At 40.5% G+C, this 13,881-nt stretch carries 13 protein-coding genes and 1 tRNA gene; 2 read left to right on the top strand and 12 right to left on the bottom strand.

Annotated elements, in window-relative coordinates; all coding sequences use genetic code 11:
* Window positions 1–72: 72 nt before the first annotated feature.
* The 4 genes from ACULLG_RS04720 to ACULLG_RS04705 all read right to left on the bottom strand — a co-directional run bounded on the left by ACULLG_RS04720 (window position 73) and on the right by ACULLG_RS04705 (window position 1,684).
* A tRNA-Arg gene (locus tag ACULLG_RS04720) sits at window positions 73–144 on the bottom strand.
* Window positions 145–231: 87 nt separating this feature from the next.
* A complete protein-coding gene (locus ACULLG_RS04715; protein WP_452125595.1) occupies window positions 232–618 on the bottom strand; it encodes a response regulator in 387 nt (128 codons plus the stop codon).
* A gap of 93 nt (window positions 619–711) precedes the next feature.
* Window positions 712–1,125, bottom strand: coding sequence for a DUF6691 family protein (locus tag ACULLG_RS04710; RefSeq protein ID WP_452125594.1), 414 nt, complete (start codon window positions 1,123–1,125; stop codon window positions 712–714).
* A 1-nt stretch (window position 1,126) separates the two neighbouring features.
* Window positions 1,127–1,684 carry a YeeE/YedE family protein gene (locus ACULLG_RS04705; RefSeq protein WP_452125593.1) on the bottom strand — a complete coding sequence of 186 codons (558 nt, stop codon included), beginning with the start codon at window positions 1,682–1,684 and terminating at the stop codon, window positions 1,127–1,129.
* Window positions 1,685–1,778: 94 nt separating this feature from the next.
* Between ACULLG_RS04705 and ACULLG_RS04700 the strand changes: the two genes are divergently transcribed.
* Window positions 1,779–2,660 carry a sterol desaturase family protein gene (locus ACULLG_RS04700; RefSeq protein WP_452125592.1) on the top strand — a complete coding sequence of 294 codons (882 nt, stop codon included), beginning with the start codon at window positions 1,779–1,781 and terminating at the stop codon, window positions 2,658–2,660.
* Window positions 2,661–2,668: 8 nt separating this feature from the next.
* On the opposite strand, the gene ACULLG_RS04695 is transcribed toward ACULLG_RS04700, so the two are convergent.
* The 5 genes from ACULLG_RS04695 to ACULLG_RS04675 form a co-directional block, all read right to left on the bottom strand.
* Window positions 2,669–3,028, bottom strand: coding sequence for a rhodanese-like domain-containing protein (locus ACULLG_RS04695; RefSeq protein ID WP_452125591.1), 360 nt, complete (start codon window positions 3,026–3,028; stop codon window positions 2,669–2,671).
* Entirely contained in the window at window positions 3,028–4,437 is a 1,410-nt protein-coding gene (locus ACULLG_RS04690) for an MBL fold metallo-hydrolase (RefSeq protein WP_452125590.1), read from the bottom strand. The genes ACULLG_RS04695 and ACULLG_RS04690 overlap by 1 nt, the downstream gene beginning before the upstream one ends.
* 45 nt (window positions 4,438–4,482) lie before the next feature.
* A complete protein-coding gene (locus ACULLG_RS04685; RefSeq protein WP_452125589.1) occupies window positions 4,483–6,216 on the bottom strand; it encodes a SulP family inorganic anion transporter in 1,734 nt (577 codons plus the stop codon).
* A 101-nt stretch (window positions 6,217–6,317) separates the two neighbouring features.
* Complete coding sequence (locus tag ACULLG_RS04680) at window positions 6,318–7,205, bottom strand: sugar phosphate nucleotidyltransferase (RefSeq protein WP_452125588.1); 888 nt, start codon at window positions 7,203–7,205, stop codon at window positions 6,318–6,320.
* Window positions 7,206–7,219: 14 nt separating this feature from the next.
* On the bottom strand, window positions 7,220–8,305 hold the full coding sequence (locus ACULLG_RS04675; RefSeq protein WP_452125587.1) for a GHMP family kinase ATP-binding protein: 1,086 nt from the start codon (window positions 8,303–8,305) through the stop codon (window positions 7,220–7,222).
* Window positions 8,306–8,441: 136 nt separating this feature from the next.
* Between ACULLG_RS04675 and ACULLG_RS04670 the strand changes: the two genes are divergently transcribed.
* Window positions 8,442–9,473, top strand: coding sequence for a LacI family DNA-binding transcriptional regulator (locus ACULLG_RS04670; RefSeq protein ID WP_452125586.1), 1,032 nt, complete (start codon window positions 8,442–8,444; stop codon window positions 9,471–9,473).
* On the opposite strand, the gene ACULLG_RS04665 is transcribed toward ACULLG_RS04670, so the two are convergent.
* The 3 genes from ACULLG_RS04665 to ACULLG_RS04655 are packed head-to-tail and all read right to left on the bottom strand — an operon-like array spanning window position 9,467 to window position 13,863.
* The gene (locus tag ACULLG_RS04665; RefSeq protein ID WP_452125585.1) at window positions 9,467–10,765 is read right to left on the bottom strand and encodes a sulfatase-like hydrolase/transferase; all 1,299 of its coding nucleotides are present in this window, start codon (window positions 10,763–10,765) and stop codon (window positions 9,467–9,469) included. The two genes, ACULLG_RS04670 and ACULLG_RS04665, sit on opposite strands and share 7 nt — an antisense overlap.
* Window positions 10,766–10,795: 30 nt before the next feature.
* On the bottom strand, window positions 10,796–12,241 hold the full coding sequence (locus ACULLG_RS04660) for a sulfatase (protein WP_452125584.1): 1,446 nt from the start codon (window positions 12,239–12,241) through the stop codon (window positions 10,796–10,798).
* Window positions 12,242–12,285: 44 nt separating this feature from the next.
* The gene (locus ACULLG_RS04655) at window positions 12,286–13,863 is read right to left on the bottom strand and encodes an arylsulfatase (RefSeq protein WP_452125583.1); all 1,578 of its coding nucleotides are present in this window, start codon (window positions 13,861–13,863) and stop codon (window positions 12,286–12,288) included.
* Window positions 13,864–13,881 lie beyond the last annotated feature (18 nt).

The raw sequence follows: 13,881 nt of genomic DNA, 5'->3' as shown, positions 1-13,881 counted from the left end.
AATCAAAAAAATGTAAAACGCTGAAAATCAATATATTTAAAGGTTTTTTAGATTCCTTTAAATGTTAAAAAGCGGCCCCGGCAAGAATCGAACTTGCATCTAAAGTTTAGGAAACTTCTATTCTATCCATTGAACTACGGGGCCGTTCCCAAAAATGGATAGCAAAAATATGCTTTTTTGTGGAAAAACTTTAGTGCACGCCACCTTCCTAATTTGGCATAAGTTCCAATATCATCCTTCAAAAATTCCTTCCAAACGATTTCTTGACAATGGCTTGTCTATATGTCCGGAAACCAATTTGTGTTCTTTGGCAATAGCGCGGTCCTTTGTATTGGTAAAAGCCGAGAGCACATAAATTTTAGGCAGCTGTTGTTCTTTAAAGAGGTTCTGGAGATTTTCTATAAAGGCCCATCCATCCATTCCATCCATGACCAAATCGAGAAAAATGATATCTGGAAGACTTATATTGTTTTCCACCAAATCAAGACACATTGAGATTCCTTCCTCACCACTGGCACAAGTAATGATGTTAAAATCTTCTTGGTATTGCTGAATGCAATATCTGGTAGCAAACTGCGATACCATATCATCATCGATTATACAAACTGTTCTTTGCACGTTCAAAGCTTTACAAACCCATAAATCTAGTATCTTGGGTTTAAATGACCTGTCAAATTCGTCATCATGCCAAAATATCTCGTCAAGACCCTCTTAATGCGGTAATCTATCCCTTAAAACCCCGTATACAAAGGTTCCCAAAATTGCAGAGGCCAAAACAACCACAATGGGAAGAAAGCCAGCTCCCAATAATGTAAAAATAGGCCCAGGACATGCTCCGGCAAGTGCCCACCCAAGTCCAAAAAGGATACCTCCGAACATATACCGTTTAAAGCTTTTGGCTTTTGGAGGTATTACAATTTTCTCTCCGTAAAAAGATTTAAGATTGAATCTTTTTATCAGCTGTATCAATACAATTCCTATTGCCAAAGCCGAGCCAATGATCCCATACATATGAAATGCATCAAACTGGAACATCTCATAAATGCGAAACCATGATGCTGCTTCGGATTTAAACAATAAAATCCCAAAAAATATTCCTATTATTAAATATACAAGTGTTCTCATCTTAAAAAATCAAAGGAAACAAAATATGAACCATGAACAGGCCGCCAACAAAAAAACCGATTACGGCAATCAATGACGGTAATTGTAAATTACTGAGACCTGAAATCGCATGGCCCGAGGTACATCCGCCAGCGTACCTGGCACCAAATCCCACAAGAAAGCCGCCGACAACAAGTAAAATGAGGCTTTTATAATCAGCAAATACTGTATTCCCAAAAAGTTCTGTGGGCAGATAGGTCGAGCCAGCACTCTCAAACCCTAAGGTCTGTAATTCCGCAACGGTATCATTTGTGATGGCCACCGATGATTCGGGTGATAGAAAATTTGCCGCAATGTATCCTCCAATAATGGTTCCAATAACCACCATTAGGTTCCAACGTTGGGATTTCCAATCAAATCGAAAAAAATCCGCATGCTTACCAGCTCCGCACATGGTGCAAAGCGTTCTTAGGTTCGAGGACATTCCAAAGTTTTTCCCCACCATCATCAAGATAAACATGACCAATGCAACCAACGGTCCCGACACATACCAAGGCCAAGGTTGATAAATAGTTTCCATAGTGTTTCTCTTATTTTTATAAAATTAAGCCTTTAAATAAAATATGGATGAAATGACACTTAATAATGGTTGAAAATAGTTCTATCTTTCGGTTATGAATGATTATGTCTTGGCCTTGGTAGAGGGCTTTGAAGGTTCTTTGCGATGGACCTGGAATTCTATACTTTTTGATGTGCCCTGGTACACCAATTATTTTTGGGGGCTGGTTGCAATCTCTTTGTTGGTGTGGGGTATGGAAATTGTTTTCCCATGGCGAAAAGAACAGTCTGTTTTTCGAAAGGATTTTTGGCTGGATGCGTTTTACATGTTTTTCAATTTTTTCATTTTTGCTATAATTATCAGTGGTTTTTACAAACTTCTTGAAGCTCTTTTCCTTGACATTGGAATCACTTCCAAAAGTTTTGCCCTTGTCAACCCCTCATTATGGCCGCAATGGTTACAATTGGTCATATTCTTCGTTCTACTCGATTTTGTGCAGTGGTTCACTCATATCTGCTTACATCGATTTCCGGCGTTGTGGCAGTTTCATAAAATTCACCACAGTGTTAAAGAAATGGGATTTGCAGCCCATTTACGCTATCACTGGATGGAAAACATTTTGTACAAACCTCTAAAAACATTGGGAGTAATGCTTTTGGGAGGTTTTGAACCTGAACAGGCTTACATTGTCCATTTTGCCGCGATTGCCATTGGGCATTTGAACCATGCAAATATCAAATTGACCTGGGGACCATTGAAATACATTTTGAACAACCCTGTAATGCATTTATATCATCACTCGTACACTTTACCAGAGGGTAAATACGGAGTGAACTTTGGCATCAGTTTAAGTTTGTGGGATTATGTTTTTAAGACCAATTACATTCCAGAACAAAGTGGAACCATTCCACTTGGTTTTCCCGGGGACAAGGCGGTGCCAAAAAGTTTTTGGAAACAACTGGTTTATGGATTCAAATCAAAAAAAGAAGAAGCCTAGTTTTTGCTTTACCAGGATCCGTACCCGTCAGAATAATCATAAATGGTGATGAATCCCATTGCCTTCAATTTTTTGGAGGCTTTTTTGCTTCTTTTCCCCGCCTGGCAATAGATATAAACTGGTTTTTGCTTATCCAATAAAGCCGCTGCTTTTTCGAAGCCTCCGGAATCCAAAATATTGATATTTATAGATCCGCTAATGTGCCCTTGATTATATTCTTCCGGCCTTCTAACATCTATCAATTGGACATCTTCATGTTCCAAAACCGCTGTCAGTTCAGGTTTTGTGATTGTAATGACCTCAGATTCTTGTTGTTTGCAACCCAGTCCAACAATTAAAATGAGAATCCAAAACTTTCGAAAATCCATTATTTCAGTGTCGTTGGGCATATGAAATCGGTAACTGGGATGCCAGCTTCTTTTATAGCTTTGAATCCACCGGCTACATCCACCAGATTATGGATTCCCCTACTTTTTAAAATAGAGGCTGCAATCATACTTCGATATCCTCCGGCGCAATGCACATAGAAGGTTTCTTCCTCTGGAAATTCAGACAAATGATCATTGAGGAAATCCAATGGCGTCAATTTGGCCTCTTCAATATGCTCGGCATTATATTCAGGTTCTTTTCTAACGTCGAATACCGGAACCTTGGCTTCAAGCTTTTGTTTAAGCGTTTCTGCATTTATACTTTCAACGGTATCAACATCTTTGCCGGCTGCTTTCCAAACATCCATCCCACCTTTCAAATAGCCCAGTGAGCCATCAAATCCAACTCTGGAGAGTCTGGTTATGGTTTCTTCTTCCTTACCATCCGGAGCGACTAGAAGAATAGGTTGTTCCACGTCCGCGATCAAGGCTCCGACCCATGGGGCAAAGCTACCTCCCAATCCGATAAAAATGGATCTCGGCACATGTCCTTTGGCAAAATCGTCTTGATGTCGAACATCCAAAACAACAGCTCCGGTTTCATTGGCTGCTGCTTCAAAGGCATCCGGTGACAAAGCTTGGGTGCCACGCTCCAAAACGGCGTCGATGTCCTCGTAACCTTCTTTGTTCATTTTTACATTCAAAGGAAAATACTGAGGTGGGGGTAACAGGCCATCTGTAACCTCTTTGATAAATTCTTCCCGTGACATATTGGCCCGAAGGGCATAGTTCATTTTCTTTTGATTCCCCAGTGTATCCACGGTTTCTTTCATCATGTTCTTCCCGCAGGCAGATCCTGCTCCGTGTGCAGGGTATACGATTACGTCATCTGCCAGGGGCATAATTTTATTTCTTAAACTATCGAACAAGGTGCCCGCCAATTCTTCTTGTGTCATGTCCGCGGCTTTTTGAGCCAAATCGGGTCTGCCCACATCTCCTAAAAACAGGGTGTCACCGCTGAATATGGCATGGTCTTTTCCAGATGCATCCCTTAACAGATAGGTTGTACTCTCCATGGTATGACCGGGAGTGTGCAAGACCACAATGGTCAATTTGCCCAATTTGAATTCTTGGCCATCTTCAGCAATGATCGTATCAAAAGATGGATTGGCGTTGGGGCCATAAATAATTGGAGCTCCGGTTTCTTTGGACAAGGTTACATGTCCGCTTACAAAATCGGCATGAAAATGGGTCTCGAAAATAAACTTGATTTCGGCTCCATCATCTTTTGCCCTTTTGATATAAGGCTTTACTTCCCGCAGCGGATCTATTATAGCTGCTTCTCCTTCACTTTCTATATAATAAGCGCCTTGGGCTAGGCATCCGGTGTATATCTGTTCTATTTTCATTTTATAAAGATTTAAATTAAATCCATCGCAAATAAGCAATCAAAGTTACAAATGCTTTGCTTTGGATTGCAATGATATTTTCTCTTGAATTTCATTTCTTCCCTTTTGATCTGTGCAAAAGGCAACAGCTTCGAAAGTTCGCACAAAAAGGTTATCCTTTCCAATGATATTTATCAATCCACTACTGTAAAAAATATCGCGTGTAGGTCCAATGGCCCCAGCAATAAAAAAACGAATGCCTTTTGCTTGCAGATCTTTTACAATTCTTTCCAACATAGCCGCGGCACTGCTGTCGATATAATTTATGGCCTCGGCATTTAATATCACATAATTAAGTTGTGCCCCTTTCTGGTCGAGATGTTTGTACAACTCTTTTTTAAAATAGTCCTTGTTTCCAAAATATAGTTGGGCATCAAACCTGAAAATTAGTTTGTCGTTATCGATTTCCACCTCATTGGCAAATCGCTCAACATTTTTGAAATAGTCGGACCCTTTGATTCTTCCCAATATGGCAATATGCGGATGGGAGGTTCTGTAGACCAAGAGGAGCAAGGAGAGCAGTACCCCTAGCAAAATTCCCTCAATCAAGCCAATAAAAAGGGTCATAATAAAAGTGGTGATCAGCAAGAAGAATTCGTCTTTCCTATGTTTAAAAAGAACTATTGGGTACTTTATGTCTATCAACCCAAAAACTGAAACAATAATGATAGCGCCCAACACCGCTGTAGGCAAGTTGTAAAAGAAGGGGGTCAGAAACAACAAGGTTCCAACAATGATCAACGCACTAAAGATCAGGCTCATTCCTGTTTTTGCTCCAGCTTGATCGTTTACCGCTGTTCTTGAAAAGCTGCCCGATACGGGAAAGGATTGGAACAGGGATCCCAATATATTGGAAAGTCCCAACGCCCTTAATTCCTGATTGGCATCAATCTCGTATTCAGGATGTTTTTCTTCCAGCGATTTTGCAATGGAAATGGATTCCATATAACCAAATAATGCCACCGTTATTGCTATGGGCATCAACTGCGCCAAGCTGTTGAGGTTGAAATTTGGCACCTTAAATTCTGGAACTCCACTTGGTATATTGCCAACTATCTTGATTCCTTTGGTTTCCAGTCCAAAGACAAAAACAGTGACAATCCCCAAAATCACCAATAATAATGGGGCAGGTATTTTTTTGCTCATCTTTCCGACCAAGAGAATAAGGAGTATTGCAGCTATTCCCAATCCCAGAGTGTACAAATTAATCTCATTCAATTCTTCAAAAACATTGGCGACAAGGGTATATATCTTACTTGATTGCCCGTGCTCAACGCCTAGTATATGTTTCAATTGCCCCAATCCTATTAAAATGGCCGCTGCAGACGTAAAGCCACTGATTACCGGTTTGGATAGGAAATTGACAAAAAAGCCCATTTTTAAGAATCCCAAAAGCAATTGTATACCTCCAATGATTAGGGTAAGAAACAAAACGGCAGCAATATAATCTTGGGTATCGGCAAGTTGCAGTGCTCCTATTCCGGCAGCGACCAACAAAGAATCCATTGCTACAGGACCCACTCCCAATTGCCTTGAAGTTCCCGTCAATGCATAAATCAGCTGGGGAACCAAGGCGGCATAGAGTCCATAAATAGGAGGCATGCCGGCAATCATGGCATAGGCCATACCTTGTGGGACCAACATAATGCCCAAGGTAACGCCGGCGGTTAGGTCGCTAAACAAATATTGGCGATCATACTCCTTTATCCATGATAAAATAGGAAAAAGCTTTTTGAGCATTCAATTGAACTTTATGTAAAAATAAGGTTCAAAAAGGGGAATGCATAGTGAAAGGGCCTAAACTTGAAAAGTCGGCCTTTGCAAGGTCTCCCTTGAGGGATTTAAAAATCCCAATCCAAGACAGGATAGTATTGTTCCAAATATTTTTTTACTTCTGCAATATCATCTTTGGAAGTCAAATCCGGTACATGTTCGGACAATGGAATCCCTGCCATTGTTTTTGGATTATCCGCTAACATATTCATCAAAGCCGTTGGAAGCTCTTTTTCGTTCCTTTCTGGATGAACAGGGCAATTTTTTAGATAGGAAAACATCATGGCTCCATCAAACTTAAAGATGTTCATGCTGACCCTTAGTTTTTCAGATGCATCCCTATAATTTTCAACTTGATCTTCAGCTGGTTTTTCGACAATGTTGGTCAGACTCCCATTGGAATCCAATTCGACCAAAGCAAATCTGGAGATTCTTTCCGCAGGAAAACTCAAGGCATCTCTGTCATACGAAATAAAGGCATGGGGCGAGGTACTTTCAGATAGTAATTTCAATGCTTCTACTGAATAGAGGTTGTCGCTATTGCAAACTACGTAGCTGGTCTCATTCAATTCGGGGTACTGTTCCACGGCCTGATATAGGGCATCGGCCGTACCAAAAGGTTTTTCACGTCCTTCAGGGATATGTTGCACCGCAAATGACAGTTTCATGCCATGAAAATCGTTGTTTTTGTCTTGATCTCCATAAAACTTTTTGAACAAATCTCCCTTCGGGCCAATTACGATATAAATGTTGGTGAAACCTGCTTTTTTGATATTGTACAGCACGTAATCCATCATGGGGCGACCGTCGTTGCCCACACTAATCAGGCTCTTGCTCCTCTGATTGGCTTCTTGAATCTCTTTTTCTGAAAGACCTTTGCCTTCCCGCGGTGGTTTCTTCATTCGCGAAGAGGCTCCACCGGCCAAAACCACTAAACTAGTAGTACGTTTGCTCATTTTATAATTAGATTTTATTCAATAATTCTTACACCTTCATCTACCGAAACTGCATAAGCGTTTTCGGAACCTGCTTCCATCAAGGCTTTAACTACTTTTTCTTGATCTCCATCTTTCGCCAATACCACAATGCTACCACCTCTTCCGGATCCGACAATTTTAGCGCCTAGTGCTCCAGCTTCGATTGCGGCGTCGACCATGGAATCAATTTTAGGAACGGTTAATTCCAAATAATCTTTAAGGATATGGTGATGGCGATTCATTAATTCCCCAATTTTGGATGTATTCAATTCAGGTTGCCTGAATTCTTGCAAGGCCTGCTGGGTGATGCTATGGTTGATGATTGCGGCTGAAAAATAAATTTTCAAATCCTCTGGGACATGTTTTAGATATTTTGAAATTTCATCCTCGGTAGTTTTTTCCAAGACAAAATCCGGGCATTGCTTCTCAACCTCCTCAATGGCCATCCGCGCTTTGGTCTTCAATTCTCCCAAAACACCAGTCGTCTGTTTGGGTATTCCGGACTCAGCAACAATCAATCCTGCAATTGGTTTATGGAACATTTCATATGAAAACTCGTCACCAGTTTCCAAATAAATGATATTTCCCATTCCAATACTATACTGATCCATCTTTCCGCCGGGACTTCCATGATAGGTTACTTCAGCTTCATAGGCCACCCGAGACAGAAATTCTTTGGTAACTTCTTGATTGCAGCCAAAAGCCTCAATCAAAAACTGGGCCCACGTCAATAGCAAGGCACTTGAGCTTGAAGTTCCTGCGTTTATGGCAATGTTGCTGGTTATCTCCACATTATAACCTCTATTGGGAACACAGTCATATTTTTCAAGTACCTTAAGTGCGGTAAGCAAAAAATCTCCTGGTTCGGGCAGAGGATTTTCTCCAGCGACAGTAAAAATTCTTTGATGACCAACATCTGGCATATTCACCACCAGTTGTTCACTGTTGTTTATTTCTCCAGTAAGAATCATATACCTGTCAATTGCACATGCGATTACTGGAAGACCCAAATAATCCTGATGATCTCCGAACAAACAGGTCCTCCCCGGTGCCTTTACTACGATTCTATCTCTGTGCATTTTATTCTTTTGCGACGAAAATACGTCTATTTCCCATACGATTTGTGGGTTCCATATTACCTTGAACGGGACAAATATAACAAAATGTGTTAACGTACACATTTTTAGCGATCTCTTTTTGATATATTTGTAGGGAATGAGGAAAAAATACACGATAAAAGATATCGCAACCGCAGCTGGAGTATCCATTGGTACTGTTGACAGAGTGCTGCACAATCGCGGGAAAGTATCCAAAAAAGCTTTACTCAGTGTAAACAACGCACTTAAAGAATTTAACTATAAGCCCAATCCCATAGCTCGTACGCTTAAGAACAATACGGTCTATAGTATTAAAGTGCTTTTGCCTGATGCTGCTGGTGATCCTTTTTGGTCATTTGGAAAGCAAGGTATTGAAGAAGTTGTAAACGAATATGCAGCTTTTGATATTGATATTTCCGTGCATTATTATAATCCTAGTGAACCCAAATCACTTTTAGATGTTGGCCTGGGTCTTTTGAATCAACATATAGATGCCTTTCTATTTGTACCCCTGTTTGAAAAGGAAAGTGACCTTCTTTTGGATGAGCTAAAGAACAGGGATGTGCTTACGGGTACGTTTAACAGTTTTCATGGCAGCACTGTAGATCTTTATGTTGGATTGGATTTATTCACAAGTGGCAGGGTGGCAGCAAAATTGATGGCCGATGCCCTTAATGCTCCAACCAAAATTGCTCTTGTGCATATTGATGAAGAATCGACCAACGCTGTCCATTTGCGGGAAAAGGAACGGGGTTTTAGGCAATTTTTTGATGAACTGCTGGATTACGAAGTGATTACGTTTACGCTTGGTGCAGATGGATTTGAACAAAAATTCGCCGACTTTATAGAAAGTAATGAGCAAGTCGATGGTATTTTTGTTACCACATCAAAAGCTTATCGCATTGTAAAAGCCTTAAATGGAATTGGACAGACCAAGGTTGTGGTGGGGTATGACCTGCTTGAGAAGAATATTGAAGCTTTAAAAGCTGGCGACATTAAATTTCTGATCCATCAATCTCCTAAACTACAGGCTTCTTTGGGATTGAAAGGGCTGGTGGACAACCTCCTTTTGGGTAAGGAGTTTTCGAAGAAAAGTTTGCTCCCCATCCAAATTATTAACTCCGAAAATATGGGTAGTTATCTTTATTGATATTCCTTCAGAACATTTTTGAAGCCTTCTATTTTAATTTTTACAACTTCAGATTGCTGTTCAACTTTTAATGGATTTTTCTCCAAGGGGTCTATCCCAATATTAAAGAGTTCTCCATTTTCATACAGCTTCCATGTTTTGTCTTGAACATATCTTTTGGGCTCAAATTTTCCCCAATTGGGATTATAATGACAAAACACCCAATCCCGGGCAACATGTTCTTCCCCTATCAACTGGGAATAAAAACTAAGGCCATCGGATAGATTCTCTGCAAGCTTTCGGCTGGTGGCAGCTTCAAGAATACTTGGCAAAAAATCTGTAAAATCAATTAAATTGGTGTTGATACTTCCCGCTTTTATCTTTCCTTTCCAATTGGCAATAAACGGCACATGTGTTCCTGCATCAGTGGTAAATCCCTTATCCCCTTTTAACTGTGAACCATTAATTGTTGATACCACTTTCCTGTCTGTTCCATTATCTCCAATAAACAATATCAAGGTATTTTCACGAATTCCAAGAGCTTCCGTTTCCTTGACAATCCGTCCGATCAATTTATCCATATAGGTAACCATTTCGCCAAAATAGTTGGGATCATTGACTTTGGATTTGGCATCGAAGCCCTTAAATTCTTCGTTATCCGGAGTTGGAACAAAAGGATCATGGGTCAACACCATGGGATAATACACAAAAAAAGGATTGTCTTTGTTGGTACGCATAAAGGTGTTTATATGTTCCACAAATAAATCGGGGCCAAACTTATTTTCATATTTTCTTGTTCCCTTTCCTTTGATACTGAGCAGGGGATCTTTATAGCGCGAACCGAATTCATCAATTTGCCATAGGCAATAATCGTCAAAACCAGCTTTTTCCGGAAGGGCTCCGACCTTTCCTCCCGCCAGTTTTTGTTGGTGTGGGTTCCCAAGTAATTGCCATTTACCGGCAATACAAGTTTTATATCCCGCCTCCTGCATATAATGCCCAAAAGTTTTCTCATTTGGATCCAACAAACCAAAACCAATGTAGTTTCTGAAATTGTATTTTCCTGTCATCAGTTGAACTCTTGAGGGTGTGCAAAGAGGTGTGGAATAACAATGCTCAAAGCGCATGCCTTCGTTGGCAAGTTTATCTAAATGGGGAGTTTTATAACTTTCACTGCCGTAAACTCCCAAGGTTTCATAACCAAGATCATCGGCCATGATCAAAATAATATTGGGCCTCTGGTTTTGAATGGATGGATTGGGCTTGCAGCAGGTTATAAGCGCTGCAAAAAATATCAGAAGATGACTTTTCATTGGATGGTTTTCGGCATAGAATTTAAGATTCTAATAATCAATTCCCAAATCGTTGGATCTTACCTTCTTTAGTTTCTCTTTCAATTTTTCTTGAAAATCCTTTACTTCTTCTACATATTCTGGAAGCAGTGCCAAGTTCGTGTATTGACCCGGGTCTTTTTTCATATCGAATAATTCAACCCCCAAAGAAGCATCTTCTCCATATTGAATATATGCCCTATCATCAGTTCGCAATAGAAATGTTTCTCCATTTTGGGTTACGGAAAAGGCCATATTCCGAACTTTATGATTGGGGTTATCCAGAGTTTTTGCCAAGCTTTTTCCTTGAATATGCTCAGAGTATGAAAGTCCTGCCAATTCAGCAACGGTTGGGTATAAATCCAAAAGTTCCACAAAAGAATTGCATGTGGCTGGCTTTTTCCCAGGAACTTTAATGATCAAGGGCACCTTAGCTGATTCTTCCTTCACACTGACCTTCATCCAAAATTCATGTTCGCCCAAATGAAATCCATGATCTGAGGTGAAGATGACAATAGTATTATCTTCCAGCCCTTCTTCCTTTAAAGTTTTCAAAACCTTACCAACTTGGGCGTCCATATAAGCAACTGAAGTATAGTATGCTGCAATGGCCTTCTTTTTTTGAATGGAATCCATTTGGGCATTCTTGCTGGTCACATAATTGATTCCCTTTTCGGGAATATCATCCCAGTCTCCTTCAAAATTATACGGGAGATTAATCTCTTTATGGGGATAGGGTTCAAAATAATTTCTTGGAGCTACGAAAGGAACATGCGGCCGAACAAAACCAACCGCAAGGAAAAAAGGTTGGTCTTTGTGTTTCTTGATCAATTCTGATGCCTTTTCTGCTGTTTTTCCATCGGAATGAATGAAGTCATCACCATCTGCCTTTACTATAGTCATCACATTTCCTCCTCGAATCGATTTGGTTCCATCTGGATTTCCTTGCACCAACTCCCCATCACCTTTAGCTGTCCACTCAGGTCCTTGACTGTTGAAACGTTCCGTCCAAGATGCCTCGTCATCCTTTCCATCAGAGCCTTTTTCGATATCAATAGGAACTCCCATATGGTAAATTTTGCTCACTCGAGCAGTATAGTACCCATTGTTTTTGAACAATTGGGACCATGTGACCCTCTCATCACCAATATTTTCCCTTCCACTGACATAACCATAGGTTTGGGTAGCATTTGGGTAATACCCGGTCATAAATGATGCCCTTGAGGGGCCACATACAGGATATTGGCAGTAGGCTCTGGTGTATCTTGTTCCCTGAGCGGCAAGGCTATCAATGTTTGGGGTTCGTGACACCCTATTTCCATAAGAAGAAACGGCTGTAGTGGTCAGGTCGTCTGCTATAATAAAAAGTACGTTGGGTCTTTTTTGTTCTTCAACAGTGGTCTTACATGAAAACAATGCTAGACACAGTATTGCGCCCATGAATCTCCATGGCATCATTTGATTGGTTATTTGATCATAAATCTAATCAAAGAAAGAGAATTTTACTCCCCTTCTGAAAGCAATCCATTTTCAACCAAAGGAATCCTGAATCTTTCCACTTCTGAATTTGTGTGCTCTTTTGAGAAAATTTCCACAGCTCTGGCGATGGTTTCTGGATTTTCGTCGGCAACGTTATTTTGCTCGGCGGGATCTTGTACAAGATTGTAAAGTTCCAATGTCGGTTCCTTTTTTGAATTCTTTAGGTTTTGTCGTACCACTTTCCAATCCCCCATTCGAATGGCAACTTGACCTCCATATTCAGGAAATTCCCAAAACAGAAAATCGTGCTCAGCCTGACCATCTTCACTTAGAAGTGTTGGTAAAAAACTAATGCCGTCGGTTTCCAAAGGGTTTTCTATATCTATAAGGTCAAATAATGTTGACATTACATCGTAATGTGCGGATATGTGATCGGTCTTGGAACCGGGTTTAATGCGATTGGGCCAAGAAGCGATCATGGGAACTCTAATACCGCCTTCATAGACAAAGCCCTTACCTTTTCCATATGCTTCACCAAAAACCCCCGAACTATTGAAGAATTCTCCATCAGTACCACCGGTAAAGGTCACCCCATTATCCGATGTAAACATGATGATGGTATTTTCATAAAGTTCATTTTCTTTGAGGTATTTTACCAGTTTTCCTACATTTTCATCCAAATAAGAAATCATGGCAGCGTAGCCAGCCCTTGGATTTTGATGTGGAAAATAACCAGCATTTCCTAAATACGGTTCTTCCTCACCAAACTTTTCTTTATAGTAATCCACCCATTTTTGCGGAGCTTGAATCGGATTGTGGGGTATTGGGGATGCCCAATATAAAAAGAAGGGGTTATCCTTGTTTTCAGATACAAATCCCATCATTTCGTCAAACATCAAATCTGGAGCGTAATCCTTTAGATTGTAATTTTTATAGCTGGCCGGGTCATTCGGGTCTGCTTCTTTGGCCAATTTTTTATTTGGTGGGATGGTATCATTATTAAGGTAAACGCGGTTTTCATTTTTATACAAGTGAACCGGATAGTAGGTATGCGCCTGTCGTTGACAATTATATCCATAGAAAAAATCGAAGCCCATTTTCGTCGGAATGGCATCGGTATGCGGCGCCCCAAGTCCCCATTTACCCACCATTCCCGTGGTATACCCTTCTTTTTGCAATAACTGCGGAAACAAAACAGTGTTGGATGGTATTGGGTGTTGTCCTTCCAGTGTGGAGTCCAAAATCATTTCACGATAGTCCCAGACGTTTCCTCTTTCTCTCCATTCATGGTTTCCTCGGATATAGGAATGTCCCGCATGTCTGCCAGTCATCAACATATAACGTGCCGGAGCACAAACAGGTGCCCCTGTATAATGTTGGGTAAACAGCATGCCATTTTGAGCCAAGGCATCAATATTTGGGGTTTCAATTTTTTCCTGGCCGTATGCTCCCAATTCTCCATAGCCAAGGTCATCTGCCAAAATATAGATGATATTGGGTTTTTGGGTTTCTGTAATCCCGTTTTCTTTTTGAGGCTTTGTTTTACAGGATAAAACTAGCATGCTCAGAAGAGCCAATGCGGTTATTTTGGTATGTTGCATAGTATTGTGGTGATAGGT

The organism is Flagellimonas sp. 2504JD1-5 (genome assembly GCF_053618295.1).
Note: the sequence above shows the minus strand (reverse complement) of the source record. Positions and strands in the feature narration are given on the sequence as shown.